This window comes from Pseudomonas sp. AC239, from assembly GCF_979258545.1.
Genome location: NZ_OZ409864.1, coordinates 2,646,117 through 2,671,877 on the forward strand (window position 1 = coordinate 2,646,117; position 25,761 = coordinate 2,671,877).

The following is a 25,761-nucleotide window of genomic DNA, read 5'->3' on the forward strand; positions in this document are numbered from 1 at the left end:
GCCGCAAAGCCTTTGTGACTGTCCAGTTCCATGCAATAGGCGGCACGATGGGCGATGTTTGCGCGAAATTTGTGACCGAGTGAGCTGATCCGGTCATTAGTGGTGGTGCCATGGGCCTCTTCGCGAGCAGGCTCGCTCCCACAGGGAGATGCATTCCAAAGTAGGAGTGAGCCTGCTCGCGATAGCGGTTTGTCAGACGCGGAAAGCCTGAACGGCCGTATGCAATTGGCCGCCCAGAACCAACAGATTCTCACCCTGTTCGCGGCCCTGGCCGATGCGCAGCAAGTTATCCCCACCCAATTGATGAATGCGCTCGCTGTGATCGCGGATCTCGCTGACCGCGCCACTTTGCTGCGCGGTGACATCGGCGATGCGCACGGCGGTGTCGGCGATGGTCTGGATCGCACCGACGATTTTGTCCAATGCGCCGTCGGCCGCCTGCGCCTGATTGGCCGTGGCTTCGGCGTGTTCGACCTGCGCGCGCATGCCTTCGACCGATTGCCGGGCGGCGGTCTGCAGGCCTGCGATCAGTGTCTGGATTTCTGCCGTGGCCCCGGCGGTGCGTTGTGCCAGCGAGCGCACTTCTTCAGCGACCACGGCAAAACCACGGCCCATTTCCCCGGCGCGGGCCGCTTCGATCGCCGCGTTCAGGGCGAGCAGATTGGTCTGATCCGCAATCGAACGAATTACCGTCAGCACGCCGCCAATGGTTGCCGACTCTTCCGCCAGATGTTCGATCATCTGTGCGTTGCCTTGAACTTCACCAACCAGCGCATGCAACCCGGTGAGGCTCTGGCCGATCACCGTCTGGCCATGCTCGACGGCCAGTCCGGCATGACGGCTGGCGTCCGCAGCCTGGCGGGCATCGCCGGCCACTTGCTGAATGGTCGCCTCGAGTTCACCCAGCGAGTCGCGAATCAGCGCAGTGTCACCTGCCTGATGCTCGGCGCCGCTGTGCAAGTCATTGCTCAGTTCGGCGAGGGTGCGGCTGCTGCCTGCGACTTGCTCGGCGTTGCCGCGAATGGTGCCGACCAGATCCACCAGATAGGCGCGCAAGCGATTGAGCGAGGCTTCGATGTCGTGCAATTCGCGATTGGTCTTGCCCAGTTGAATATCCTGGCTGAAATCGCCCTCGGCCCAGGTCGACAGCGCCGGGGCGAGGTTGGTCAGGGTGCGGGCGAGGCGCCGCTGCAAGGTGTCGATGAGCAGGGCGATCAGTAGAATCAGGCCGATCATCACGCCTTGCATCAGGCGCACTTCGCCCTGGATCTGCCCGTGCTGTGCGCGCACCACCGGTTCAAGGCCTGCGATGGCGTGTTGCACGCTGGCGATTTTCTCATGGGTGGCGGCGCTGAGGTCGGCGCGTTTCTGGATCTGCTCGCGGGTGCGCGCCAGTTCTGCCGGATAGCGGCCAAGCAAGCTGTTCAGTTCGCGCTTGAGGGCGATACCGGCATCTTCGGCGGCGGCTTTGTCGGTGTTTTCGATGCCCATCAACGCGGCGAAATCGTCACTGCTCGATTCGTTGCTGGCGACCACACCGAGCAAGGGCAGGGCATCGATGGACTCGGCCTGGGCGCGCATGTTGCCCACTTCGCGCTCGACATCGGCAGCCAGTTCACTGCGCCCGCTGCTGACCAGTTTGTCTCGCGCCAGCGATAGTTTGCCCAAGTGCTGCGACGCGGCGAGCAGTGGCGCGAGGTAGGCCGCATTGCCATTGGCATAGGTATTGAGCTGGTCGAGGCTGGCGCTGAGTTCACGTTCGGCCTGCAACAGTAGCGCCTGCGGATCGCCGGCCAGTTTGCCGGCGGCGAGCAGGTCGGTTTTACTGAATTCATCGAGGCTCGTCAGACTTGGCCGCACGGTGTCGGCCAGCGGCGGAGGCAATTCATCCAGTTGTTTCTGCACGCTGTCGATGGCCTGAGCGGCGCTGCTCAGGCGCAGCGCGTCACCGCTGGCGAGGTAATCCTCGACGTTGCGCGCCACTTCATTCTGAAATTGTTGCGACAGCCCCAGATAACGCTCCATCAAGAGATAGGGGCGTTCTAGGGCTTTTTGCGACCACCACAGCGTGGCGCCAAGGGCCACGCAGACGGCGACCAGCAGCAGAGTGTTGAGATTGGTGAGCAACTTCAGGCGCATGACGGCTACCAACGGCAGGAATGGTAAGCGCCTGAATTTATTGCGGTTCCATTACAAGGTTATGACCGAATCAGTGGATTCCGATGAAAAAGTGGCACTTTGCTTTGATTGTCGCGCGGTCTGCACCCGATTGCGTCCGGCACCTTTGGCGCGGTACAGCGCCTCGTCGGCCTGGCTGGCCATTATCAGGCTGTCGGAGTCATCGCACATTTCCACCACGCCGGCACTGAACGTGCACCACAGATCCTGCGGCTGCGCCGGGTAGTGAATCTCGGCAAAGCGCTGGCGAATTTCGTCGAGCACTTTGTGCGCTGCGTCGATATCGGTGTCGGGCATGACAATGGCGAACTCTTCGCCGCCGTAACGGCCGATGAAGTCGGTCTTGCGCAAACGCTGCTTGAGAAACAGCGCCAGGCTCTTGATCACACGGTCGCCCATCGGGTGGCCGTGACTGTCGTTGACCCGTTTGAAGTGATCGATGTCGAGCATGGCAAAGCTCAGCGGCTTGTTCTCGCGGCGCGCACGGAACGAGCAGTCTTCGAGCAATTGCAGAATGTGCGTGTGGTTGTACAGGCCGGTGAGGCTGTCGCGAACCATCCGCGCCTTGAGATTGCGCGCCCGCGCGGCGCGGTTGCGCACGGTGGTGATCAGGTGGCGTGGCTTGATCGGCTTGGTCAGGAAGTCATCGCCGCCCTCGCTCATAGCGTCGAGCTGCTTGTCCAGATCATCCTCGGCCGACAGGTAAATGATCGGCACGCTGACGTAGCGGTCGTTGTGACGGATGACCTTGGCCAGCTCGGTGCCGGTGCAGGCCGGCATGTACATGTCGAGGATGATCAGGTCCGGCTGGAAATCCGCCAGTTCGGCCATTGCCTGAATCGGTTCGATCAAGGTGCGGGTGACAATCCCGGCGCTGTTGAGCAGGCGCTCGGTGTGCAGGGCCTGGGCGCGCGAGTCGTCGATGATCAGCACTTTATAGGGCTCGTACTGGGCGACGCAGGTCAGCACTTCGATTTTTTCCAGCAGGCTCGACGCTTCGAGCGTGCCGGTGAGGAATTCCTGGCCACCGGCGCGCACAGCGGCGAGGCGGGTCGGGGTGTCGGTTTCGTGCAGGCTGAAGAACAGCAGCGGCAGGGGTTCTTCGAGGCCGACCTGAGCTTCGGCGGCGAGTTTCAGGCCGATGCCGGGGCCACTGAAATCCACGTCCATGACGATAGCCGCGGGCAAACGCTCGACCATCGACGAGCGAAACGCCGCCACACTGTCCAGCGCCTGTGCGCTCAGGCCAAAGAATTCGAGCTGCTTGGCCAGCCGCTCGGCGCGGTCGTGATCCTGCAACATTACGTAGATCGGCTTGCGCAGCGGCGGCAGGAACGTCTGGTCGAGCTGATCGCCATGGCGCAGGCCAGTGCGCGACAGGCGCTGCATCAAACGATTGAGATCAGTGATCAGGCCGCTGCTGAGGCGCCCACGGTTGGCATCCACCGCTTGCAGCGACTGGCTGATGTGATGCGCCAGCTGGGTGTGTTCCGGCTGTTCGAAACGCTCGGCAAAACGCAGCAGACGCAGATTCGCCTCGCTCAGTTCGGCGAGATCGACGGTGGACCACTCACTGCGTTGCAGGCGCTGCCATATCTCAAGAATCTGACGTGCCTGATGAATTACCCGCTGGGCAAAGTGGTGCTTGAGACGCTCACGGCTGGGGTCTTCTGGCTCGGTCATATCCTGACTACTAGTTAGGGTGCATGCTGAGATCGACTGGTGGCTCTATGCTAGCACCTCTTTTCCCTTAGACGAGTGTCGTACGTCAATAATCTGCTGGACGACACGATTCAGTTTCTGACCGGGCGGTTTTCTCATGCACTTGCAGGTCAGTTCGATGCCCGAAATCCGGGCGCCCGACTTGAAGGTGGGGGCAGGGGCGTCGGGAATTCTCCATCGCTGCTCGGGCCGAATCCAGATCGGAGTGCACTGCGTTGCTGGCGTTGCCGTATCAGGGAATCCCTTAGTGTGTGGCGAAGCGTCATCCGGCCGCACCATTTGCGGCTTATCGTTAGCGACGGGTGCCCGGCCTTGGCACGTTGTTGTATGGTTGTGGTCGAACCGTTGAACCCAAGTGATTGAAAGGATATCGCCATGCTGGACTGGAAAAACCGCGCGGGCAGCGCGCCTGAACGTGCCGCCGAGCCCAAGTCGGCCACCCGCAGCTATGTCGGCGGGCTGCTGTTCAGCCGGGCGCTGGCCACAGTGGTCGGTCTGTATTTGCTGGTCACCATCGCGCTGGGCTGGTACTGGAGCCAGGAACCGGAGCTGTTTCCGGTGGCGCAGAACGCCCAGGTCGCTGCCGAGAAAGAGGGCAAGCAAATGGTGGTCGGCTACACCACGGTCGAAACCCTGAAGACCGTTGCCGGCACCTTGCTCAACAAGCCGGGCGGTTACATTTCCAATGATCGTTTCCCGCCGGGCCTGTGGATGGACAACACGCCGAGCTGGGAATACGGCGTGCTGGTGCAGGTGCGTGACCTGACCCGTGCCCTGCGCAAGGATTTTGCTCGTTCGCAATCGCAGTCCGCCGAAGACGCCGATCTGGCCAAGGCCGAACCGCGTTTCAACTTCGACAACAAAAGCTGGGTGCTGCCGTCCAGCGAGTCGGAATACCAGGAAGGTATCAACTCCCTGAGCCGCTATCAGTCGCGCTTGTCGGATCCGAATCAGAAAAACGCGCTGTTTTACGCCCGCGCGGACAACCTCAACAACTGGCTGGGCGACGTAGGCACCCGTCTCGGTTCGTTGTCGCAACGCCTGTCGGCCAGTGTCGGTCGGGTCAAGCTCAATACCGCGCTGAAGACCGAAGTTCCGGCAGTTGGCGAAGTGCCGCAGGTTGACGAAGAAGTCGTGGAAACCCCGTGGATGCAAATCGACAACGTGTTCTACGAAGCACGCGGTCAGGCCTGGGCGCTGTCGCATCTGCTGCGCGCCATCGAAGTCGATTTCGCCGATGTGCTGGCGAAGAAGAACGCCACCGTCAGCGTGCGCCAGATCATTCGTGAACTGGAGGCTTCGCAAGAGCCGGTGTGGAGCCCGATGATCCTCAATGGCAGCGGTTTTGGCGTCTTGGCCAACCACTCGCTGGTCATGGCCAATTACATTTCCCGGGCCAACGCGGCGGTGATCGATTTGCGTCAACTGCTCAATCAGGGCTGATTCGTGAGTCAAACAACCAGAGAGGCGGCCCATCGCGCCGCCTCGGACGCCGAACAGATCGCTTGGGTCGACGAGCAGGACAACCTGCTCGGCGCGCTGGTGCGCTCCGATTTGCGCGAGCGCGGTCTGATTGGCCGGGGCACCTACATCATGCTGTTCAATTCCGCCGGTGAGCTGTGCGTGCACCGGCGCACGTTGAGCAAGGCGATTTACCCCGGGTACTGGGATGTTGCCGCAGGCGGCATGGTCCAGGCTGACGAAAGCTACGCCGAGTCGGCGGCGCGCGAGCTGGAGGAAGAGCTGGGCGTCAGCGGCGTCGAACTCACCGCTCACGATCACTTCTACTTCGAAGACACTGGCAACCGTCTATGGTGTTCGGCGTTTTCCGCCGTGTGGGACGGGCCGCTGAAACTGCAGCCGGAAGAGGTCCTTGAAGCGCGCTTCATTCCCGTCGAGCAGGTCATGCGCGAAATCAGCGAAAAGCCGTATTGCCCGGACTCTCTGGCCGCGCTGAAGCGCTATCTCAAGGCGCAGCAAAGCAACGTCGCAAAGAACACATGAATTGGCGCCGATTGGCACTTAGCAATCGCGATTTTTGCCGTTACACTGCGCGACCTTTTCAAACTGCACCGAACGCTTCCCATAAGCGCCGATGCAGTAGCGCTGCCCCTGCCTGAGTGGGGCTTCGCGGTCGCTGACCTTGCCCAAGGTTGCGATCAGTCTTTGTCCTCCCGAGAGGATTGCCGGTGGCCAAGAAAGCCGCATCCTTCGCCGCCCTGGGCGGCCTGGTATTTTCCACCGACGCAGGTCGTCATTGCCCGGAATGCAGCAAACCGGTGGACGCCTGTATCTGCAAACAAACCGTGATCCCGGCCGGTGACGGCATTGCCCGCGTGCGTCGCGAAAGCAAAGGGCGTGGCGGCAAGACGGTGACCACCATCACCGGCGTGCCCCTGGCCGAAGACGCGCTCAAGGAGCTGGCGACGACGTTGAAAAAACGTTGTGGCACTGGCGGGGCGCTGAAGGACGGCATCATCGAAATCCAGGGCGATCACGTCGAGCTACTCTTGGCAGAGCTGATCAAGCACGGTTTCAAAGCGAAGAAGTCCGGCGGCTAGCAGCCTCTGTGAAACCCTCCGGCGGCTTGATCCGGCTTCGAGTGTTCTCGGATCCGGCGTCGTTGCCATGGTTTTCACAGAGCCTGTTCATGACCGGTTTCTAAACTCCACGCAGTCAGTGCGGTCTACCGCCGCACTGACGAACCGTCATTTTCATTCTTTAGACTGCGCCGGCCTGCACTTCAGGCGACGCACTCTGACTTCTTTATAGGGGACTTCGATGTCCGTACGACGCACACGTAAAGACGATGGCAGCCAATGGACAGTTGCGGACAGCCGCAGCGTTTACGGGATTCGCCATTGGGGGGCCGGGTATTTCGCGATCAATGAAGCCGGTCGCGTCGAAGTACGTCCGAACGGCCCGAGCAGCTCGCCCATCGACCTGTTCGAGCAAGTCGACCAATTGCGCAAGAGCGGTTTGTCCTTGCCGTTGCTGGTGCGTTTCCCTGACATCCTGCAAGACCGTGTCCGTCAGTTGACCGGCGCTTTCGATTCCAACATCGAGCGCCTGGAATACCAGAGCAAATACACCGCGCTGTACCCGATCAAGGTCAACCAGCAGGAAGCGGTGATCGAGAACATCATCGCCACCCAGAACGTCTCCATCGGTCTGGAAGCCGGCTCCAAGCCTGAGCTGCTGGCGGTGCTGGCGCTGGCGCCGAAGGGCGGCACCATCGTCTGCAACGGTTACAAGGACCGCGAGTTCATCCGCCTCGCGCTGATGGGCCAGAAGCTCGGCCACAACGTGTTCATCGTCATCGAGAAAGAATCCGAAGTCGGCCTGGTGATCGAAGAAGCCGCCTCGCTGAAGGTCAAGCCGCAGGTGGGTCTGCGCGTGCGGCTGTCGTCGCTGGCCTCCTCGAAGTGGGCGGACACCGGTGGTGAGAAATCCAAATTCGGTCTGTCGGCGGCGCAACTGCTGTCGGTGGTCGAGCGCTTCCGTGGCGCCGGCCTCGATCAAGGCATCCGCCTGCTGCACTTCCACATGGGTTCGCAGATCGCCAACCTCGCTGACTACCAGCACGGCTTCAAGGAAGCGATCCGTTACTACGGCGAATTGCGCAACCTCGGTCTGCCGGTCGATCACATCGACGTTGGCGGTGGCCTCGGTGTCGACTACGACGGCACCCACTCGCGCAACGCCAGTTCGATCAACTACGACATGGACGATTACGCCGGTGTCGTGGTCGGCATGCTCAAGGAATTCTGCGACGCGCAGAGCCTGCCGCATCCGCACATCTTCTCGGAAAGCGGCCGTTCGCTGACTGCGCACCACGCGATGCTGGTGGTGCAGGTCACCGACGTCGAGAAACACAACGACGAGATCCCGCTGATCGAGAACAAGGAAAGCCTGCCGGAAACCGTGCAATGGCTGGTCGATCTGCTTGGCCCGACCGACATCGAAATGGTCACCGAAACCTACTGGCGCGCCACCCACTACATGAGCGACGTCGCCGCGCAGTATGCCGATGGCAAGCTGACCCTGGCGGAAAAAGCCCTGGCCGAGCAATGCTACTTCGCCGTGTGCCGTCGCCTGCACAACTCGCTGAAGGCGCGTCAGCGTTCGCACCGCCAGGTGCTCGACGAACTCAACGACAAGCTGGCCGACAAGTACATCTGCAACTTCTCGGTGTTCCAGAGCCTGCCGGACACCTGGGCGATCGATCAGGTGTTGCCGATCATCCCGCTGCATCGCCTCGACGAAGAGCCGCTGCGCCGTGCGGTGCTGCAGGATCTGACCTGCGACTCCGACGGCAAGATCAACCAGTACGTCGACGAGCAGAGCATCGAAACCAGCCTGCCGGTGCACGCGTTGAATGAAGGCGAAGATTACCTGCTGGGCGTGTTCCTGGTCGGCGCCTACCAGGAAATCCTCGGTGACATGCACAACCTGTTCGGTGACACCGACTCGGTGAACATCTACCAGAACGCCGACGGCAGCGTGTACCACGCCGGTATCGAGACCCACGACACCATCGAAGACATGCTGCGTTACGTGCACTTGTCGCCGGAAGAACTGATGACCCACTACCGCGACAAGTGCGCCAGTGCCCGGATCAGTGCCAGCGAGCGCACGCAGTTCCTCGATGCCTTGCGTCTGGGCCTGACCCGCTCCTCCTATCTGTCTTCCTGAGACCCGATAGCGTTCCGCCCGGGTTGTCCGATTTTTTTCCGCAAGCTGTGGAAAATTCGGACAACCCGGTGGGATATCTCCTGATTTTTTCACGAAAACCTGTGCGATCACGGTCAGCAAACTCATCTGGTCTGCTTTTCGCGTAGGTCATTTCCTAAGTTGTACTTCGCCTCTCTACTCGGCCATGCCTCTCGGCGAGAATCCCCGGCCGCCCCTCCTGTAGAGATCCGCCCATGTTCGATCCAGTCAACGAGTCGTCGTTTCGTCTCGATGTAGCGGGCCTGTCCGACCCCTTCGAAGTTCTCGCCTTTACCGGAAGGGAAGCGCTCAGCGAACCCTTTGTCTTCGAGATCGATGTGGTGATCGACGATCCGCATCTGGATCTTGCCGGCCTGCTGCATCGTTCTGCGTTCCTGTGCTTCGGCCCGCCCGGCCAGGGTGTGCACGGGCAACTGCACAGCCTTGTCCAGCATGAGCACAGTCATGGCCTGCGCTTGAGTCGCGTGCGTCTGGGGCCCAGGCTCGACTGCCTCGACCTGCGTTTGAGCCAGCGCATATTCAGCGGCCGCTCCGTGCCGCAGATCATCGACCAGGTCCTGCGTGAGCACGGCATCGTCGGGCTGCAACGACGTTTCGACCTGCACAGCGACTACCCGGCCCGCACCTTCTGCACGCAATACCGGGAATCCGATCTGCAACTGCTCCAGCGCGTGTGCGCAGAGGCGCGTATTCACTATTACTTCGAGCATCACCGCGACAGGCATTGTCTGGTATTGGGCGATGATCCGACGCGGATGCCGCAGGCAGACGTCGCGCGCTATCAGGGCGAGCATGACCACCTTTGCGTCACTCCAGCCGTACGCCAATGGCAGCTGCAAGAAGATTCACAGGCCGGCCAGCGCGGACCGAATGCCGAAGGCCACAGCGATTTGTCCGCCCTGCGCAGCGGTCAGTGGTTGCCGTTGGACGGCCATCCCTTCATCGAATGCAACCGCCCATGGTTGCTGACCCGCATCGAGCACCGTGCCGATCAGTCTCTCGAACCGCCCTACGGTAATCGCCTGTTCGCGGCCGCGCGGGTGCCCGTCTTTGCGCCCGCCGCGACGCCAGCCAAGCAACGCATGCACAGCCTGCAGCGTGCCTGGGTGGTTTCGGTCGATGAAGCGCAACCCGATCGCTCGCGGCCGGTCGCGGTGCAATTTGACTGGCTGTATCAGGGCGAAGGCGCAGCGCCGAGCCATTGCTGGCTACCGCTCGCACCAACCCTGAGCGAGTTGCCATCAGCGGCGCTGGCCGATGGTGTGGAGGTCGTGGTGAGTTTCCTCGAAGGCGACCCCGATCAGCCGATGGTCAGCGGCGTTCTCCAGCCTCCGGCGCTGGTGGAGGATACGGTTGAGGACGATCTCCCGTTGCCGGAGTTGCTGGTGAGCGATGGGTTGCAGCAGCTGTTGCAGTCCGGCGAGCCGTTGCTGCTGCTGTGCCTGATGCCGGGAGGTGGGAGCTTCAACCACTGTGCCGAGTCCGTGTGCAGTTGCCGGCTGTTGACCGCGCTTGATCAGAGCAGCGCAAGATGAGCGGCGCGGCGCTTGAGCCTATGGCGCAATGGCTGTTACTCGATACCCCTGACGCGTCACGCGCCCTGCTGACGTTGCGGCAGGGCTTTGCCGATGTGCAGCGGCACCGGTTGTTCGACGGTACCGAATTTCAACCGGTCAGCGAGCACGGCCCGGTTCTTGTCGACTTGCGTGAGAATCCGGCATTGACCGCCTTGTGCCTGCGCGATCCGGACACTTGGCGCGGGCTGCTGCTGAGCTGCGAAATACCGGCGCAGCAGCTGATCAGCCACTTGCAACGCATGCTCACCGTCTCATTCGGCTTGAATCACCGGGCCTTGCTCAGCTATTACAACCGGCAGACCGCCAGCTATTTCTTCGATGCCTGCGATGCCGCGCAACTGAGTCGCTGGCTCGGGCCAATCCGCCAGTTGCGCTGGTTTGGGGGTACCTGGGCTGACCGCGCCATCGGCAGTCAGGGCTGGCAACAGCTGCGCAATCCCGGCCTGCTCGTCGAACCGCTGGGCATCGAAGAAAGCCTGACCCGGCGCCAGCGTGAGCGCCTGCAAACCTGTCTGCTGGAACAACACATCTGGCGCTGGTGCCAATCCCTGTGCGCCGATTACCAGACGATCGCTGTGCATGTGCAACAGGGTCTGGCGCTGGGTTTCAGTGATCGCGCGGTGCTCGACGGCTGGCTGTGGCTGCGCCTGCTGCATCCGCGCGCGGTGCTGGTTGCTCCACCGGCGGGTCTGACCCAGCAGGAGCGCCTCGATCATCTGCGTCGGCAGTGGGGTGCGGCGGACTGACTGATGCCGTCAGTGAGCCTTGCCGCTGAACCAGCCATCGCTGCGTTTCAGCCACAGGGCTTGCGCGCCGAGGGTCAGGCTGCGCAAGACCATGAACAGCAGGAAAGATATCCACAGGCCGTGATTGCCCAGTGCTTGCAAGAACCAGGCGAACGGCAGGAGCAACAACACCGTCAGCAGCATGCCATTGCGCATTTCCCGCGCGCGTGTAGCGCCGATGAACAGGCCGTCGAGCAGGTAACTCCACACCGCAATCAGTGGTAACACGGCGAGGTAGGGCAGGTAGACGAACGCCGTGTCGCGCACGCTCTGGATGTCGGTCTGCATCTCGATGAACAGGTGCCCGGCGAGCAGAAACAGCACGGCGAATCCGAGGCTGGCAATCAACGACCAGCCGCCGGCCACCACCAGCGATCGACGCAAGGCCAGGCGATCCCGGGCGCCGATGGCATGCCCGCACAAGGCTTCAACGGCGTGCGCCAGTCCGTCGAGTGCGTGGGCCGTCAGCAGCAGGCCGTTGAGCAGCAGCGCGTTGGCCGCTACGGTCGCATCGCCGAGCCGCGCGCCTTGAACGGTGATCAGGAAAAACACCGATTGCAGGGCGAGGCTGCGGATAAAGATGTCGCGGTTGACCGCCAGCAGCGGGCGCCAGCTCTGCCAGACTCTCAGTGCTGACCAGATGATCTGCCCCGGATAGGCGCGCAACGCCGTGCGCGTCAGCCACAGGCCGAGCAGGGCACCGCTCCATTCGGCGATTACCGAAGCGCGCGCCGAGCCGACCACGCCCCAGTCCAGGCCGATGACGAACCATAGATTGAGCACAATGTTGATCAGGTTGGTGCTCAGCAGAATCGCCAGCGGCGCCCGCGCGTTCTGCGTGCCGAGGAACCAGCCGACCAGTGCATAGGTCGCCAGCGCGGCGGGCAGGCCGAACAGGCGCGTGTGGAAAAACGCCCGGGTCAGCTGATCCAGTTCAGCCGATGGCTGCATGAAGTGCAGCGCAACGCCGCTGAGCGGCACGCCGAGGCCGCCGAGCACGACGGCCAAGCCCAGTGCCAGCAACAGGCCCTGCAAGAGAATCTGCCGCAACCCCGCGCCATCGCTGCGCCCGGCAGCCTGCGCGGCAAAACCGGTGGTGCCCATGCGCAGAAAACCCATCGCCCAAGCGAGAAAGGTGTACAGACTGGCGCCGACCGCCACCGCGCCGAGTTGATGGGCATGCGGCAGGTGGCCGATGACAGTGCTGTCGACCAGCGCCACCAGCGGCACGGAGATATTGGAAAGAATCATCGGCGCGGCGAGCGCCCAGACCTTGCGGTGAGTCGGGCGGTCGCGCCAGTCGGTAATCAGAGAGGACATGCAGGCTCCTTGGGGGAGCGGGGATTGTAGCGATTAACGCAATTCACTGTAGGAGTGAGCCTGCTCGCGATAGCGCCCGTTCAGTCACACAAGCTTCGAATGACATACCGCGATCGCGAGCAGGCGAGGGCCTACAGGGGGCGGTGGGTTAATGGATGATCCAGCTCAGCAACCACAACCCCAGCAGCAACCAGATGATCCCGGCAATGATCGACGCGTTCATGAACGCCCGGATCGCCGACCAGAGCAGCATCAAACCGACAATCAGCGCGATGATGCTGATGATCGAGGTGTCCATCCCCAGCGTCTGCGCGAGGCCGTCGACAAAGTTGCCGCCGGCATTGCTGAGCATGTTGAACAGGCCACTGAGGCCATCGACGATAAAGCGGATGACCGAACCGAGTGCCTGGCCGAGCCATTCGAAAAAGCTTTCTACACGCATGTGTGCATCCCTGATGAAAGAGCTGAGCCTTGGGCCACGCCGAGGGCGGCCGAGTTCCCTGCATGATAGAAGGTTTGCCCGGATCATGTGTGGGAGCGAGCAGGCTCGCTCCCACATTAGTTCACCTGCACCCTTGCCTTCGGTGGGTATCCACCCGAAGCTATGCGTCTTCAGGAGAGCCCGATGAACCTTGTTGAACTGACCGAACGCCTGCACGCCATTCGCGACCGCAATGACTGGCGGCAATTTCACAGCCCGAAAAACCTCGCCATGGCCGCCAGCGTGGAAATGGCCGAGCTGGTGGAAATCTTCCAGTGGCTGACAGAAGACCAGTCGCGCCAGTTGCCGACGGAAAAACTCGCGCATGCCGGGCAGGAAGTCGGCGATATCGTCCTGTATCTGTTGCTGCTGTGCAGCGAGCTGGGTCTGGACATGAATGAAGTGGTGCGGGCCAAGCTCGCCGACAGCGAACGGCGGTTCAGCTGATGAGCGACCGTCATTTCGATCAGTTGGCCACGCGCTTCGCCGAAAAAATCTACGGCGGCGCCAAAGGCGCGATTCGCCTCGCCGTGTTGCAGGCCGACCTGACCGAGGCCTTGCCGGATCGCCCGCTGCGCGTGCTGGATATCGGCGGTGGCCTTGGGCACATGTCGCTGTGGCTGGCCGAGCGCGGCCATGACGTCACCTTTACCGAACCGGCCGAACCGATGCTGGAAGGCGCACGCCAGCGTTTTGCCGAAGCCGGGCAAACCGCGACATTCATTCAGGCGCCATGGCAGGAACTGCTCGGCCAGCTCGCCGAGCCCTACGATCTGGTGATTTGCCACGCCGTGCTGGAATGGCTCGCCGAGCCCCATGCGATCCTGCCGGTGCTGCATCAACTGACCAAGCCCGGCGGCTGGCTGTCGCTTGCGTTCTACAACCGTGATGCGTTGATTTATCGCAATCTGCTCAAGGGCCATTTCAAGAAAATGCGCAAGAACGTCATGGCCGGCGAGAAGCAGAGCCTGACCCCGCAGCAGCCTCTCGACCCGCGGGAATTGGCAACGCAACTCGCCGGAATGTGGCAGGTCGAAAGTCAGAGCGGCGTACGGGTATTTCACGACTACATGCCGGTGGAATTCCAGGCCCGCGCCGAACTGGCGGACTTGCTGGAAATGGAACTTGCGCACCGTCGTCACCCAGGCTTCGCCGGGCTTGGGCGTTACTTGCACTGGATCTGCCGGCCGATCTGAGCGGAGCGCGACATGAAAGCTCAATGCGGGTTATTGCTGATGAGTCTGGGGTTGGCCGCCTGCCAAGGCAGCAACCCCTACGTGGCCCAGTCACGGCCGTTGCCACCGGCACCGCCGCAGGCCGCCACCATCTTCGACCGCAGCGCCTACCCGGCGCCGCCGCGTGATTACGGGCGCTACCGCAATTGGGCCTGGCGCGACGGGCAGTTACCACCGGGCACGGCGTGGGCCGACTCGGCGCAGGTGGCCGAGGCGGTCAGCAACGCTCTCGACCAGCGCGGCTTGCGGCCGATGCGCGACAACCGCCCGGCGGACCTGCTGGTCAGCGCCGACCTGCGTCTGGAAACCCGATTGCGTCAGGTTCGCGACGACTACGGCTACTACGGTGGATACGGCGGCTATGATCGTTATGGTCGCGGTTACGGCATGTACAACAGCGTGCCGGTCATGCGCACCTATCAAGAGCAGGTCGTGGTGGTGCGGGTCGATCTGTTCGATGCCGGCAATGGTCAGCCAGTGTGGAGCGCCAGCGCCGAGACCGGCACCCAGGGCAATCAGATCGAACGCGCCGATGCGATCCGCGAGGCTGTGGAAAAAGCCATGGCGGCGTATCCTCCCAGCTGACGTCGTGTCAGCAGGTTCATGTCTTCACCCGGAGAAAAATCATGTTCCGCCGTCTCGCTCTACTCGCTGTTGCCGCGCTGCTCAGTGCCTGCGCCGCCAATCAGGTCAATCACGACTTCGACGCCAGCCGCGACTTCGCCGCTTATCGCAGCTGGAGCTGGAAAGACCCGGCCCTGCAATACCGCCCCGATGATCCGCGCATCAAGAGTGACCTGACCGAACAGCGCATTCGCCAGGCGGTGTCCGATCAACTCGATCAGCGCGGTTTGCGCCCGGCTGCTGGTGGCGGCAAGGGTGATCTGAGCGTGCAGACCTACCTGATCGTCGAGGACCGGCAGCAACAGGTGACGACCAATTACGGCGGCGGTTGGGGCGGCCCGTGGAACGGCTACTGGGGCGCGCCGATGTACAACGAAACGCGCAACATCACCTACAAGGTCGCGACCATTCAGATCGACCTGCTCGACGGCAAGGACGGCAAACTGGTGTGGCGTGGCAGCGATGAACAAATGCTCAGCAGCCGCCCGAATCCGGCCGATCGCAGCAATGCCATTCGCGAGACCGTGGCACGGATCCTGGCCAACTATCCACCGCGTTGAACCGCTCTGAACCGTCCCTGTGTGAGCGAGCCTGCTCGCGAAGGCGGCGGTACATTCAGCATCGTGATTGCCTGATCTGGCGCTTTCGCGAGCAGGCTCGCTCCCACAGGTTTCGGTGTTGAACGAATGATCTTCAACCCGGCATAAATCCCTGTGGGAGTGGGCTTGCCCACGAAGGCGGCGGTACATTCAGCATCGTGATTACCTGATCTGGCGCTTTCGCGAGCAGGCTCGCTCCCACAGGTTTCGGTGTTGAACCGATGGCCTCGGCCCAGCGCAAATCCCTGTGGGAGTGGGCTTGCCCACGAAGGCGGCGGTGCATCCAACATCTTGATTGCCTGATCTGGCGCTTTCGCGAGCAATCTCGCTCCCACAGGTTTCGGTGTTGAACCGACGGTCTCGGCCCAGCGCAGATTCCTGTGGGAGTGGGCTTGCCCACGAAGGCGGCGGTACATTCAACATTTTGATTGTCTGATCTGGCGTTTTCGCGAGCAGGCTCGCTCCCACAGGTTTCGGTGTTGAACCGATGGCCTCGGCCCAGCGCAAATCCCTGTGGGAGTGGGCTTGCCCACGAAGGCGGCGGTGCATTCAACATCTTGATTGCCTGAGCTGACGCTTTCGCGAGCAAGCTCGCTCCCACAGTGGGCGGTAGCCCTCTAAATGACGCGGCGCCAGCGCGCTTGCTCCACCGTGTCTACACTCCTTTTTACCAACGCAGGTAGCTCGGCACTGCGCCGGCAAAGGAGTGCGCCATGTCGCCAGGATCGCAAGGCAACGGCCCGGCCCGGCAACGCGGGGCGATCGGCTTGATGGCGGCTGCCACTCTGAGTCTGGCGCTGGTGATGATGTTGCTGGTGGTCGACAGCGGTCGCCTGTACATGGAACAGCGCAAATTGCAGCGGGTGGTGGATACCGCCGCCCTCGAAGCGGTCAGTCGCGGCGGCAATTGCATGCCCGGGCTGACCGCCGCCAGTTATGCCGGGCAGAGTGCACTGCGCAACGGTTACGTGGTGGACGCCGCCAATACACTCGCCACCACCTGCGGCACACTGGCCACCGCTGCCAGCGGTATGCGCAGTTTCACTGTCGATGCCACGCAATCAAGCGCAGTCAAAGTCGCCGCCAGTCGTACGGTCACCAGCAGTTTTGCTGGTGGTGTGCGGGCGTTGTTCAGCGCTACACCGGTCAGCCTCAACACCACACTCAATGCTTCGGCAGTTGCCGCGAAACCGCAGCCGACCGTCGCCCAACTGAATATCCGCAGCACCCTCGCCAGCATCGACACGGCGCAGTCGAACATCCTCAATCCGCTGTTTTCCGGGCTGCTCGGCGGCAACGTCAACCTCACGGCGGTGGGCTGGGACGGCTTGCTGCACACCGATATCAACCTGCTCAAATACCTCGATCAACTGGCAATCAACCTCAATGTCGGCGCCGGCAATTACACCCAGTTGCTCAACACCCAGGCAACGGTGACGCAGCTGATCCAGGCCGCCGCAACGGTGGTGCAACTCAACGGCGCGACTGCGCAAGTGGTCACCGCGCTGGGCCAGTTGCAGGTCGCCGCCATCAATGCAGCACCGGTCAGACTCGGCGAGATCCTGCAACTGCAAACCGGCACTACGGCGGCGGGGCTGGATGCCAATGTGCAATTGCTGCAACTGGTGCAGGGCATGGTGCAACTGGCCAACAGCAAGAGCGCGGTGGCGGCGACCTTGCCGGTCAACGTGCTGGGGCTGGCCGGTGTCACGGTGCGGGTGAAGGTGATCGAGCCGCCGCAATTCTCGGCGATTGGCGACCCGGCGCGGGCCAAGGCCGATCCGTTGGGACCGGACCGGATTTATGTGCGCACCGCGCAGGTGCGCACGCTGCTGTCGGTGAATTTGCCGGTGCTGTCAGGAGTCACGGGGCTGACGAATGCGGTACTGGGCCTGGTCGGTACGCTGACGCCGACGCTCAATGCACTGTTGAGCCTGAATCTGGTGGACACCCTCAATTCCGTGTTCTGCCTGTTGGGCGCCGGTTGCCAACAGCTCGATCCGAAGCTGCTGCCCTCACCGCGGATCGATATCGCGCTGGATGCCGGCGGGGCGAAAAGCTATGTCACCGATTACCGCTGCCCGACCGGCGACAGCGGCAGCAAAAGCCTGACTGCCGCCACCACGACTTCTCTGGCTGATCTCAAACTCGGCAAGATCGATCCCATCGCAGCGTTCTCTTCAGTCGCTGAACCAACGGTGGCACCGCTGCCGCTGGTCGATCTCGGCATCATCACCTGCCACAAGATTCTCGGCATCGGCAGTTGCGATGCCGCCTCCCACGTCCAGTACGGCGCCGGCGGCATCGCCCTGAAACTCGACACCAGCGTCGCGCAGACCACGCAGAATCTGCTGTTCTCCAGCACCACACCCTTCGCCACCCCGGCCAATCTGAAACGGCCGCCGAGCCTGCTGTCCGCCGCGCCGACCAGCAACATCGTCGGCAGCCTGGCGAACACCCTGTCGGGCATCAACCTGATCGTCTACAAACCTGTGGGCAGCAATCCGCTGGGCGCCATCGTCACCGGTGTGGCCTCGTTGATCAGCGACGTCAGCAACCGCTTGTTGCCGGTGGTCACCGGTTTGATCAGCCCCCTGCTCGACCCGTTGTTGAACAACCTGCTCAAAGGCCTGGGCATCAATCTGATGAACACCGAGGTGGGCGCCAACATGACCTGCGGGCAGACCGGCAAGGCCTATCTGGTGATCTGATCATCCGTGGCAATCGGCAATTCGATGCAGAACCGTGCGCCCTCCGTGGAGTTGCGCACGCTCAATTGCCCGCCCATGTTGGCGATGATGCCGTAGCTCACCGACAGGCCCAGACCGGTGCCGACGCCAATCGGCTTGGTGGTGAAGAACGGCTCGAAGATCCGCTCCAGCAAACGCGGATCGATACCGCCGCCATTGTCCTCGACCCACAGCCGCACGCTTTCCTCGTCGCGCTCGGCGTAGATCGAAATCCACGGCTTGAACGTTGAGTCGCCCTCGCGTTTGCCGAGCAGGGCGTCGCGGGCGTTGACCATCAGATTGATCAGCACCTGCTCCAACTGATCGACGTAGCCGCGCACCTGCGCTTCGAAACCGGTCTCGCTGATGCGCAGGTCGACACCTTTACCGCGCATGCCCTCGGCCAGCAGCGACAGGGTGCCTTCGATGGCCTGGGCCGGGTTGAACAACTGTTGTTCGATTTCCGAGCGCCGACCGAATACGCGCATGTGGTCGACCACTTTCGCCGCGCGTTGCACCTGAGCGTCGATGCGGTTGAGTTTTTCGGTCAGGTAATCGACCTGCACATCACCGTTGCCGAGGCGCTTGAGCACGTTGACGATGGCCATGCGCATGACGTTCAGCGGTTGATTGATCTCGTGGGCGAGGCCGGTGGCCATTTCGCCGAGGGTGGCCATTTTCGCGCTTTGCGTGAGTTGCTGTTGCGAGCGGCGCACCTCGGTGTTGTCGCGGCCCACCGCCTGCACTTCGATCAACTGTCCCTGCTCATCGAACACGCCGCGATCCGACCAGACCCACCAGGCGTGTTCGCGTCCGGGCAATTGCAGGCTGATTTCCGCTGTACTCACTGGCTGTTCCGGCGTCAGTTGGCTCAGCCGCTGCACAAAAGCGCCGCGCTGTTCCTCGGACATCCAGCCACCCAGATCAACCCCGGGCAGTTGTTCCGGGGTGCATTCCAGATAAGTCGCCAACGGTCGGTTGCCAAAGATCAGCATCAGGTCGGGGCGATACCGGCAGATCATTGCCGGCGAATCCTCCACCAGAATCCGGTAGCGCTCTTCGCTCTGGCGGACCTGCTCGGCAGCAAGCGTTGCGTCGGTGACGTCCAGCCACAAGCCCACCGCCTCGACCGGCAGGCCGAGATCGTTGCGCAGCAGTTTTGCCTCATCGAGCAGCCAATGGTACTCGCCACGGCGGTCACGCAAGCGATAACGCGCACGCACCGAGCCTTCGCGCAGCAACTGGCGGTTGCGCTGGAAATACAGTTCACGGTCGTCGGGATGGACGTGCTCGACCAGTGTTGCTGCATCGCAATCTTCCAGCGTCCAGCCCAGCAAGGGTTGCAGGCTGGCGCTGAAAAATTCGGGAACCAGCGCGCCTTCTGCATAGCGCTGCACGTAGATCACTGCCGGCGAACTGGCGATCAGATTATCCAGCCGCGCATGGGCTGCGGCGGCGCGCTGTTGTTGATTCTGGATGTCGCTGATGTCGAGCATGAACCCGACCAGACGCCGGTGTTCACCCGTGCCACTGACCTGGCCCTGAATCCGATACCACGTCGCGGTTGCGCCGACCTCCGCCTGATGCAGGCGCACGCTCAGGGTCAGCGCTTCGCCCTGCAACTGCAGGGCGCGCAAACGGCTGCGCAACTCGTCGCGGTCGGCGGGATGGAACAGCCGCAGCCAGTCTTCCACCGCCAGCGTGCGGTCGCTGAGGCCCAGTGCCGAGGCCAGTGACGGCGCCAGTGCAATCTGCCCGTCGGCACTGATTTCCCACCAGCCGGTACCGAGCAGGTGTTGCAGGGAATCGAGACGCTCCATCGATTGCACATGGCGCTGCTCGCGCAAGCGGCTGAGCAACGGCCCGGCCAGTGCGCCGGCCAGGGACAGCCAGTCGCGATCGGTCAGCCATGGTGCCAAGTTGTCGACCGTGTAAAACCCGCAAAGCAGCCACGCGACCACGCCTTGATCATTGCTGTAGGGCACGGCGAAACCGTTGGCGTTGCCGAAGGTGGCCCGCAATCGCGAGTGCTCATAACGGCCCTGCTGGCCCGCGAGGCGTTGCGGCGCGCTGCCGTTGAGGCTGTCCAGCGGCGTGCCCAATGACTGGCCGTCCTCCCACAAATCCGGGGCATCGTGGCCACGAAACTGTTGATGAATCTGCCAGCCCTGAGCTTGCTCATCGAGCAGCGCCACGGCCAGGCAGGGGATATGCCAGCGCTGGGCGATGGCCTGCAATTGTTCGCCGAGCACCGCCGGCAAACGCGTGAGGCTGCAGGTGCGCAGATGATCGCTGACCTGCGCGGCGAGGGTCTGACAGGCGTCGCGGTCGCGCGATTGCTGACGTTCGAGCAGCAGGTCGGCGATGTCGAGCAGTTGCAGCAGCCAGCCGTCACCCAATGGTTGCACCCACCCGCGCAAGTGCAGCGGCTGATCATTCAGGCCGGGAAAGTCGAGATCGAGCAATTGCCCGTGCCAGTCCCGCGGCTGACCTTCGATGGTCAGCAGGCTATGCGGCAGCAGATAGGCGCTGAGCGGCAACGGTTGGTCGTTGAGTTTGTGCTGGGCGAGCAAATGCCGCAGCGGGCCGGCGATCTGCAACACCTCGCCGTCGCCATTCAAATACAGATGCAGCCCGGTGGGCGGTGCGCCGAGGCGGTCCGGCAGCTCAAGGACAGCGCTGGGCGCACGCTTGAGCAAACGCCCGAAGAGCTTATCGCCGGCGGTCAAAATTGCAGGCTCGAGCGGGCGGTCAGGTGCGTGGGCAGATTGGGCACCGTGCCAATACCCGGCAGCACCAGAAACGGCATGATCTGGTTGAGCTTGCTCACCGGGTAATTGACGCTGACGGTCAGGGTGCCAGTCCCCGCGTCGTACGCCGCACTGGTGTCGATCCCGACCACCAGATTCAAGGCCGAGGGCAGCCATTGCAGTTGCTGGGTCAGCGCGGCATTGGCGGTGTTGACTACCATCGTCGAATAGTTCGGCGTGGTCGGGTCGACCGCAACGCTGCGGCGCACCGCTTCGGCGGTGGCCTGGTTGAACGATTGCATCATCACGAAGGGCAGGCCGTAGCTGACCAGCCCGTAAAACACTGCGAAAAAGATGATGAACACCAAGGCGAATTCGATCGCCACCGCACCTTTTTGCGACCTGCGAAAGCCGTTTTTCATGCGTGCGTCTACCCTGACAGTCACTGCGTAGTATCAGCATAGAATCAATCAGCCAAAACGGACGGCTTTCAGCGGATGCAGATTTCACTTGTTCTGATCTGGCTGGCGATCTGCGCCGCGCAAGATGCCCGGCAGCGGCGTATTTCCAACGCATTGACGTTGGGCGTCGGCGCGCTGGCGCTGGTCTGGTTGCTGGCGACCGGCACCACCTGGTTGGGCGCCGAGGCAGGGCAGGGTGGATGGGCCTGCCTGATTGCTTTGCTGCTGACGCTGCCCGGTTACGCCTTGGGACGCATGGGCGCCGGCGATGTGAAATTAATGACAGCCCTGGCTCTTGCGACGAACGGCATATTCGTTCTTGGCGCGTTTATCGGTGCTGGAGTAACCAGCGTGATTTGGCTGCTGCTTGCGCCAAAAGTCTGGCCCCATATCGGTCAAGGGCTTAGAGAGCACGTACGCCATCTCGCTCCGGACAAGTCAAAAAAGCTGCCATTTGCGCCGTTCGTGTGGGTAGGTGTAGTGCTCTCGCTGTACTGGATCACCTGATCGCGGGGTGCCACTAGTCCTATGTACATAGTCGGAAAGTGGGTCTACTTTCAATTCAGGCGAATACGCCACCAAAGTGCAGGAATCGTCAGCGTTGACCCGAGCAAATGGAGTGGTTCGTGAACAAGCCTAGTGCGGTAAAAATCCTCGTGGTCGACGATCAGCCGCTGATCGTCGAAGAACTCTGTGAGTTTCTTGAGAGCAGTGGTTACCGTTGCGTGCCGTGCGAGTCGAGTCTCGAAGCCATCGAGCTGTTCAGGGCTGACCCGGACATTGGTCTGGTGCTGAGTGATTTGCACATGCCGGACATGGACGGCATCGAGTTGATCCAGGCGTTGCAGCGGCTGGCCGGCAAACAGCGGGTGTTCGAGGCGATCATGCTCACCGGGCGCGCGGACAAGCAGGATGTGATCAAGGCGTTGCGTGCGGGGATCGCCGATTACTATCAGAAGCCGATTGAGCTGGCAGAGTTGCTCGAGGGTGTGCAGCGCCAGGAGTTGGCTTTGCAGGAACGACAGAAGAATCTGCATCTGGGGCATTTGAATCAGAAGTTGCAGTTTTTGTCCGAGTCGATTGATGACCTTTATCAGGATCTGGACAAGGTGCGGCGCTCGCCTGCGCCAGTGGTGAGTGAGGGCGAGTCTGAGTCTGGCGAGGTGCCAGCGGTGTTCAGTCAGTTATCGCCCAGGCAGTTGGATGTGGCGCGGTTGGTGGGCAAGGGGCAGACCAATTATCAGATTGCCTGTGAGTTGGGGATTACCGAGAACACGGTGAAGCTGTATGTGTCGCAGGTGTTGCGGTTGACGCATATGCATAATCGGACGCAGTTGGCTTTGGCGCTTTCTCCTGGTAGTTCGGCGGGGCGGCAGCGGGTTACGGCGCATTGACTTGGCGGCCTTTGGGCCGACCATGCTTTGGGTGGTTGGGGTGAATATCCGTTTTTTTTGGTGTCGCTGATTACGGTTCCGCCCTTACGGCGGGTCACTTTTGGCAAACGCCGGAATGCCGGCCCAGCCCAAAGTAACCAAAAGGTCTTCGCCCTGACGTTCGGCCCGCTCGCTGGGGCTCGGGGTTCCTTCGCTCCGGGATCGATCCTGGCGCAGCGGCTCCGGTTTGCTTCGCTGCACCTTCTTCCGCTGTGTCTGGCTGCGCCAGACGGTCGCTGCGCTCCCACGCCCGGATCAATCACTCCACTCAGCCTGCCGACGGGCTCCAAGATCAAAATCTACTCGAGCTTGCGCTCATTGTTGAGTGGTGCGGCTTCGCCGCGGGCAGCTGCGCAGCTTTTGCTTTCTGTGGGAGCGAGCCTGCTCGCGATGAGGCCAGTCGGTCCGCCGATAACTCGAAGTCGTTTAAATCTGTTTCAAAATAACCAGAACCTTCCCACAAGGTTTTCAGGTTGTCCGTCGGACGTCGGGTCACTAGTCTCTGGCTGTCGTCGAACCTTCGGCGATCGGGTGTGAGAACCCTGCTACTTATGGTCATCCAGTATCTGTGCACGCATAATCGCCGCCAGCTTGTCCGCTGTCTGCAATGTGTCATGGCGGCTGTGTGCGGGCAGACTTCGGTCTGGCCGGGTGTCCATAACCGGTATTCTCACCCCGCATACAGTTGCCACCTTTTGCCCCGTGAGAATGGCCTTGGGTAGCACCGCAGATTTTGGAGAGCCGTTTCAATGGACAAACTGATCCCAGACCCACCCCCATCCCCCGCCACCCCGCTCGAAGACGCCATGCGCGCCGACGATCTTGTGAAAAACCGCGAAGCGATAAAACGCGCGCTCGATTTCTATCTCTGCCCCGAACCTGCAAAACCGCATCCGCCCAGTACGCTGTTCATGGTGGTGCCCAATGTCGATACCGAAAGCCTGTTGGCGCATGCCTGTGAGTCGCTGGCGTCAGCGAGTGCGATGGCGAGTAATTTCGCTGGTGAGTTGAGCGGGTTTCAGCGCAGCACGGCGTTGGCGATTCAGCAGATTGTCATGCTGGCGGAGTTGGCGGTGAATCGGGCGCTGGATCGGGTTGATGCGCAGCGTTGAAACCGCGTTATCGTTCTTCGCGAGCAGGCTCGCTCCCACAGGGGAAATGCATTGCAAACTGTGGGAGCGAGCCTGCTCGCGAAGGGGCCTTCAAGGACACCACTTCACTAATTCTTGCTCTCGATCTTCCCGCCCGCATCCGGATCGTAAAAATCCGGAATCTCGTACTGGTATTTCTTCAGCCAGCGCTGCATCGCCAGTTCGCGTTCGGTGGCTGTTGCACTCTGAGGTTTCGGCGAGGCGGCTTTGTTGCGGCTTTGCAGGACCAGCCAGCCTTCGGTTTCCTGTTGTTGCGCCGAGGCCGGGCCGGTGTCGATGGCGTGGGCGCCGAGGGGCAGGGTGAGCAGGGTCAGGTAGCACAGGCCTTTGCGGATGGTCATGGCTGTCTCCTATTCGAGCGTCGGCGGTAGCGGGTCGATGAAGGCGGCGACGCGGTCGCCGGGTGTAGCTTTGGCGTGGGTCGGGGCTTTGAGTTTTTCCGCGCGTTGCTGCGCTTCGGTGAATTGTTCCGGGGTCAGTTTCGAGCGGCTGACGATTTCCGCGGCTTGCGGCCAGTCGTTCTGGTAGAGCAGCAGGGTGACCATGTTCAGCGTCGCCAGTTGATTGTTCTGGCTCAGCTCGATGGCGGTGAGGAATTCGAATTTCGCTTCGTTGAGGCGCAGTTGGTTGAGGTAGACCACGCCGAGGTCGTTGCGGATTTTTTCGTCGGTGGGTGCCAGGCGCGCGGCGCGTTGCAGGTGGGCCTGGGCCTGGCCGTTGTCGCCACGGGCGGCGTAGACCTGGCCCAGGCCATGTTCGGCCTGGGCCGTGAGGCAGCCGCCGAGCAGGCTGCGGTAGAGCGGCTCGGCTTCGCTGCGACCAAGCAGGCGATAGACCTTGGCTTTGCGCAGGCGCACTTCGCTGAGGTTGTCCGGCAGGCTTTGCAGATTGGCGAGGCTGGCGTGGAGCTTGCCGTCGCTGGCCAGATCATCGGCGAGGTTCAGCGACAGTTCCTGCTCCGACGTGAGTTTGCTGCAGCTGGACGGCGACAGCAGCGAGGTCCACGGCGCCTGGCCGTCCGTAGCGCAGCCGCTGAGCAGCAACAGACTTGCCATGACTATCAGTACTTTCATCTAGCGCTCTCCATGAGCCAAGGTCAGTTTGCGAAGGCGCGGGCGATGGCGGTGAAGCCCGGGCCGGCCAGTACGATCAGCAGGGCGGGAAACAGAAACAGCATCATCACCACCGACATCTTCGCCGACATTTTCGAGATGTATTCCTGCAGCCGGGTCAGGCGTCGGTCATCCAGTAATTGCTTGAGCGCCAGCAGTGATTTCATCGCACCGCCGCCCTGGTGGATCAGTTGCTGGAGGATCACGCAGGTGTCGGTGAATTCCTCCACCGCGAGCATCACCGCGGTCTTGTTCAGCTCCTGACCCAGCTCCAGACCGGAGTCGACGCGGCTGAGGATCAGGCGCAGTTCGCTGGTCAGCTCCGGCAGCAGTTTCTGCGCTTCGACGCTGAGCACACGCAGCGCTTGTTCCACCGCCATGCCGGATTCAAAAAGGATGCGCAGCAGCGGAATGAATGTGGAAATTTCCACGGCGATGGTTTTCTGCCGGCGGGCGGCGGCGTAGGCGAGCAGGCGTTTGGGCAGTAGATAGCCGCCGCCTGCGGCGAACATCGGCGCCATCCAGCGGTGGCTGGTCTGCGGGAAAAACACTTCCTGCAAAAAGATCGCCAGCCCCAGAGCGAGCAGCGGCGTGCCGATCTGGCAGGCGGCGAAGAGCGCGCGTTCGTTGGCGCGGCGCCAGCCGAGGCGGCCGAGCAGGGTCTGGGTTTCGCTGTCGATGCTCACCGAACCCCGGCCGAAACGGCTGTTGCCCAGCGCGCGCAGCCAGTGGCCGAAACGGTTCTCCCGGACCAATTGGCCGTGCAAGCGCTGATGCACCTGTCGCACGCGGCGGCGCTCGGTGAGCAGGTGATTGCCCAGCAATAACAGCGAACCGAGGAGCAACAGCAACGCCGCGAGCCAGACCATC

23 protein-coding genes are annotated in these 25,761 nt (G+C 62.0%); 14 read left to right on the plus strand and 9 right to left on the minus strand.

Annotated features, from left to right (window positions below):
- Positions 1–192: 192 nt before the first annotated feature.
- Positions 193–2,139 (minus strand): methyl-accepting chemotaxis protein, encoded by a 1,947-nt coding sequence (locus ACZ0AZ_RS12010; protein WP_463537437.1) that lies wholly within the window; start codon positions 2,137–2,139, stop codon positions 193–195.
- A 51-nt stretch (positions 2,140–2,190) separates the two neighbouring features.
- Positions 2,191–3,861 carry a diguanylate cyclase GcbA gene (gene gcbA, locus ACZ0AZ_RS12015; protein WP_463537438.1) on the minus strand — a complete coding sequence of 557 codons (1,671 nt, stop codon included), beginning with the start codon at positions 3,859–3,861 and terminating at the stop codon, positions 2,191–2,193.
- Positions 3,862–4,275: 414 nt separating this feature from the next.
- Here gcbA and ACZ0AZ_RS12020 point away from each other — a divergent pair, with 414 nt between their 5' ends.
- The 6 genes from ACZ0AZ_RS12020 (at position 4,276) to ACZ0AZ_RS12045 (ending at position 10,957) form a co-directional block, all read left to right on the plus strand.
- A complete protein-coding gene (locus ACZ0AZ_RS12020; protein WP_016771859.1) occupies positions 4,276–5,343 on the plus strand; it encodes a DUF2333 family protein in 1,068 nt (355 codons plus the stop codon).
- Positions 5,344–5,346: 3 nt separating this feature from the next.
- Complete coding sequence (locus tag ACZ0AZ_RS12025) at positions 5,347–5,904, plus strand: NUDIX hydrolase (protein WP_310403768.1); 558 nt, start codon at positions 5,347–5,349, stop codon at positions 5,902–5,904.
- Between the two features lie 185 nt (positions 5,905–6,089).
- The gene (locus ACZ0AZ_RS12030; protein ID WP_007914613.1) at positions 6,090–6,461 is read left to right on the plus strand and encodes a translation initiation factor Sui1; all 372 of its coding nucleotides are present in this window, start codon (positions 6,090–6,092) and stop codon (positions 6,459–6,461) included.
- A gap of 220 nt (positions 6,462–6,681) precedes the next feature.
- Positions 6,682–8,595 carry an arginine decarboxylase gene (speA, locus tag ACZ0AZ_RS12035; RefSeq protein WP_016771856.1) on the plus strand — a complete coding sequence of 638 codons (1,914 nt, stop codon included), beginning with the start codon at positions 6,682–6,684 and terminating at the stop codon, positions 8,593–8,595.
- 233 nt (positions 8,596–8,828) lie between these two features.
- Positions 8,829–10,169 (plus strand): type VI secretion system Vgr family protein, encoded by a 1,341-nt coding sequence (locus ACZ0AZ_RS12040; RefSeq protein ID WP_463537439.1) that lies wholly within the window; start codon positions 8,829–8,831, stop codon positions 10,167–10,169.
- Positions 10,166–10,957 (plus strand): DUF4123 domain-containing protein, encoded by a 792-nt coding sequence (locus ACZ0AZ_RS12045; RefSeq protein ID WP_039757016.1) that lies wholly within the window; start codon positions 10,166–10,168, stop codon positions 10,955–10,957. Before ACZ0AZ_RS12040 ends, ACZ0AZ_RS12045 begins: the two co-directional genes overlap by 4 nt.
- 9 nt (positions 10,958–10,966) lie before the next feature.
- On the opposite strand, the gene ACZ0AZ_RS12050 is transcribed toward ACZ0AZ_RS12045, so the two are convergent.
- Both ACZ0AZ_RS12050 and ACZ0AZ_RS12055 read right to left on the minus strand, forming a co-directional pair.
- The gene (locus ACZ0AZ_RS12050; protein ID WP_463537440.1) at positions 10,967–12,316 is read right to left on the minus strand and encodes an MATE family efflux transporter; all 1,350 of its coding nucleotides are present in this window, start codon (positions 12,314–12,316) and stop codon (positions 10,967–10,969) included.
- Between the two features lie 148 nt (positions 12,317–12,464).
- A complete protein-coding gene (locus tag ACZ0AZ_RS12055) occupies positions 12,465–12,758 on the minus strand; it encodes a hypothetical protein (protein WP_039757018.1) in 294 nt (97 codons plus the stop codon).
- A 183-nt stretch (positions 12,759–12,941) separates the two neighbouring features.
- On the opposite strand from ACZ0AZ_RS12055, the gene ACZ0AZ_RS12060 reads away from it, so the two are divergent.
- The 5 genes from ACZ0AZ_RS12060 to ACZ0AZ_RS12080 all read left to right on the plus strand — a co-directional run bounded on the left by ACZ0AZ_RS12060 (position 12,942) and on the right by ACZ0AZ_RS12080 (position 17,966).
- A complete protein-coding gene (locus ACZ0AZ_RS12060) occupies positions 12,942–13,244 on the plus strand; it encodes a MazG-like family protein (RefSeq protein WP_240783183.1) in 303 nt (100 codons plus the stop codon).
- Complete coding sequence (locus ACZ0AZ_RS12065) at positions 13,244–13,993, plus strand: methyltransferase (protein ID WP_463537441.1); 750 nt, start codon at positions 13,244–13,246, stop codon at positions 13,991–13,993. Before ACZ0AZ_RS12060 ends, ACZ0AZ_RS12065 begins: the two co-directional genes overlap by 1 nt.
- 12 nt (positions 13,994–14,005) lie before the next feature.
- Positions 14,006–14,617: a DUF4136 domain-containing protein gene (locus ACZ0AZ_RS12070; RefSeq protein ID WP_463537442.1), complete on the plus strand. Its 612-nt coding sequence runs from the start codon at positions 14,006–14,008 to the stop codon at positions 14,615–14,617.
- Between the two features lie 41 nt (positions 14,618–14,658).
- Positions 14,659–15,216 (plus strand): DUF4136 domain-containing protein, encoded by a 558-nt coding sequence (locus tag ACZ0AZ_RS12075; RefSeq protein ID WP_310403750.1) that lies wholly within the window; start codon positions 14,659–14,661, stop codon positions 15,214–15,216.
- Positions 15,217–15,968: 752 nt separating this feature from the next.
- The gene (locus ACZ0AZ_RS12080; RefSeq protein WP_463537443.1) at positions 15,969–17,966 is read left to right on the plus strand and encodes a pilus assembly protein TadG-related protein; all 1,998 of its coding nucleotides are present in this window, start codon (positions 15,969–15,971) and stop codon (positions 17,964–17,966) included.
- On the opposite strand, the gene ACZ0AZ_RS12085 is transcribed toward ACZ0AZ_RS12080, so the two are convergent.
- Together ACZ0AZ_RS12085 and ACZ0AZ_RS12090 are read right to left on the minus strand one after the other, a co-directional pair.
- On the minus strand, positions 17,951–20,713 hold the full coding sequence (locus ACZ0AZ_RS12085) for a PAS domain-containing sensor histidine kinase (RefSeq protein WP_463537444.1): 2,763 nt from the start codon (positions 20,711–20,713) through the stop codon (positions 17,951–17,953). The two genes, ACZ0AZ_RS12080 and ACZ0AZ_RS12085, sit on opposite strands and share 16 nt — an antisense overlap.
- Complete coding sequence (locus ACZ0AZ_RS12090) at positions 20,710–21,156, minus strand: TadE/TadG family type IV pilus assembly protein (protein ID WP_129998122.1); 447 nt, start codon at positions 21,154–21,156, stop codon at positions 20,710–20,712. The genes ACZ0AZ_RS12085 and ACZ0AZ_RS12090 overlap by 4 nt, the downstream gene beginning before the upstream one ends.
- A 75-nt stretch (positions 21,157–21,231) precedes the next feature.
- Between ACZ0AZ_RS12090 and ACZ0AZ_RS12095 the strand changes: the two genes are divergently transcribed.
- From ACZ0AZ_RS12095 to ACZ0AZ_RS12105, 3 genes are all read left to right on the plus strand, one after another.
- A complete protein-coding gene (locus tag ACZ0AZ_RS12095) occupies positions 21,232–21,702 on the plus strand; it encodes an A24 family peptidase (protein ID WP_310403741.1) in 471 nt (156 codons plus the stop codon).
- 119 nt (positions 21,703–21,821) lie between these two features.
- Positions 21,822–22,589 (plus strand): response regulator transcription factor, encoded by a 768-nt coding sequence (locus tag ACZ0AZ_RS12100; RefSeq protein WP_129998120.1) that lies wholly within the window; start codon positions 21,822–21,824, stop codon positions 22,587–22,589.
- 788 nt (positions 22,590–23,377) lie between these two features.
- Complete coding sequence (locus ACZ0AZ_RS12105; protein WP_129998119.1) at positions 23,378–23,740, plus strand: DUF6124 family protein; 363 nt, start codon at positions 23,378–23,380, stop codon at positions 23,738–23,740.
- 107 nt (positions 23,741–23,847) lie between these two features.
- Here ACZ0AZ_RS12105 and ACZ0AZ_RS12110 read toward each other — a convergent pair whose 3' ends face one another.
- Genes ACZ0AZ_RS12110 through ACZ0AZ_RS12120 form a run of 3 tightly spaced genes read right to left on the minus strand, consistent with a single transcriptional unit; the run spans position 23,848 to position 25,760 of the window.
- Entirely contained in the window at positions 23,848–24,120 is a 273-nt protein-coding gene (locus tag ACZ0AZ_RS12110) for a DUF3613 domain-containing protein (RefSeq protein ID WP_130927037.1), read from the minus strand.
- Positions 24,121–24,129: 9 nt separating this feature from the next.
- A complete protein-coding gene (locus ACZ0AZ_RS12115; RefSeq protein ID WP_186567268.1) occupies positions 24,130–24,852 on the minus strand; it encodes a tetratricopeptide repeat protein in 723 nt (240 codons plus the stop codon).
- Positions 24,853–24,875: 23 nt separating this feature from the next.
- The gene (locus ACZ0AZ_RS12120; RefSeq protein ID WP_463537445.1) at positions 24,876–25,760 is read right to left on the minus strand and encodes a type II secretion system F family protein; all 885 of its coding nucleotides are present in this window, start codon (positions 25,758–25,760) and stop codon (positions 24,876–24,878) included.
- Position 25,761 lies beyond the last annotated feature (1 nt).

Excerpts from the sequence above, each read along its gene's own strand:
- ACZ0AZ_RS12010 (WP_463537437.1), bottom strand. The coding sequence starts at position 2,139 with ATGCGCCTGAAGTTGCTCACCAATCTCAACACTCTGCTGCTGGTCGCC.
- gcbA (WP_463537438.1), bottom strand. The coding sequence starts at position 3,861 with ATGACCGAGCCAGAAGACCCCAGCCGTGAGCGTCTCAAGCACCACTTT.
- ACZ0AZ_RS12020 (WP_016771859.1), top strand. The coding sequence starts at position 4,276 with ATGCTGGACTGGAAAAACCGCGCGGGCAGCGCGCCTGAACGTGCCGCC.
- speA (WP_016771856.1), top strand. The coding sequence starts at position 6,682 with ATGTCCGTACGACGCACACGTAAAGACGATGGCAGCCAATGGACAGTT.
- ACZ0AZ_RS12040 (WP_463537439.1), top strand. The coding sequence starts at position 8,829 with ATGTTCGATCCAGTCAACGAGTCGTCGTTTCGTCTCGATGTAGCGGGC.
- ACZ0AZ_RS12045 (WP_039757016.1), top strand. The coding sequence starts at position 10,166 with ATGAGCGGCGCGGCGCTTGAGCCTATGGCGCAATGGCTGTTACTCGAT.
- ACZ0AZ_RS12050 (WP_463537440.1), bottom strand. The coding sequence starts at position 12,316 with ATGTCCTCTCTGATTACCGACTGGCGCGACCGCCCGACTCACCGCAAG.
- ACZ0AZ_RS12055 (WP_039757018.1), bottom strand. The coding sequence starts at position 12,758 with ATGCGTGTAGAAAGCTTTTTCGAATGGCTCGGCCAGGCACTCGGTTCG.
- ACZ0AZ_RS12060 (WP_240783183.1), top strand. The coding sequence starts at position 12,942 with ATGAACCTTGTTGAACTGACCGAACGCCTGCACGCCATTCGCGACCGC.
- ACZ0AZ_RS12065 (WP_463537441.1), top strand. The coding sequence starts at position 13,244 with ATGAGCGACCGTCATTTCGATCAGTTGGCCACGCGCTTCGCCGAAAAA.
- ACZ0AZ_RS12070 (WP_463537442.1), top strand. The coding sequence starts at position 14,006 with ATGAAAGCTCAATGCGGGTTATTGCTGATGAGTCTGGGGTTGGCCGCC.
- ACZ0AZ_RS12075 (WP_310403750.1), top strand. The coding sequence starts at position 14,659 with ATGTTCCGCCGTCTCGCTCTACTCGCTGTTGCCGCGCTGCTCAGTGCC.
- ACZ0AZ_RS12080 (WP_463537443.1), top strand. The coding sequence starts at position 15,969 with ATGTCGCCAGGATCGCAAGGCAACGGCCCGGCCCGGCAACGCGGGGCG.
- ACZ0AZ_RS12090 (WP_129998122.1), bottom strand. The coding sequence starts at position 21,156 with ATGAAAAACGGCTTTCGCAGGTCGCAAAAAGGTGCGGTGGCGATCGAA.
- ACZ0AZ_RS12095 (WP_310403741.1), top strand. The coding sequence starts at position 21,232 with ATGCAGATTTCACTTGTTCTGATCTGGCTGGCGATCTGCGCCGCGCAA.
- ACZ0AZ_RS12105 (WP_129998119.1), top strand. The coding sequence starts at position 23,378 with ATGGACAAACTGATCCCAGACCCACCCCCATCCCCCGCCACCCCGCTC.
- ACZ0AZ_RS12110 (WP_130927037.1), bottom strand. The coding sequence starts at position 24,120 with ATGACCATCCGCAAAGGCCTGTGCTACCTGACCCTGCTCACCCTGCCC.
- ACZ0AZ_RS12115 (WP_186567268.1), bottom strand. The coding sequence starts at position 24,852 with ATGAAAGTACTGATAGTCATGGCAAGTCTGTTGCTGCTCAGCGGCTGC.
- ACZ0AZ_RS12120 (WP_463537445.1), bottom strand. The coding sequence starts at position 25,760 with ATGGTCTGGCTCGCGGCGTTGCTGTTGCTCCTCGGTTCGCTGTTATTG.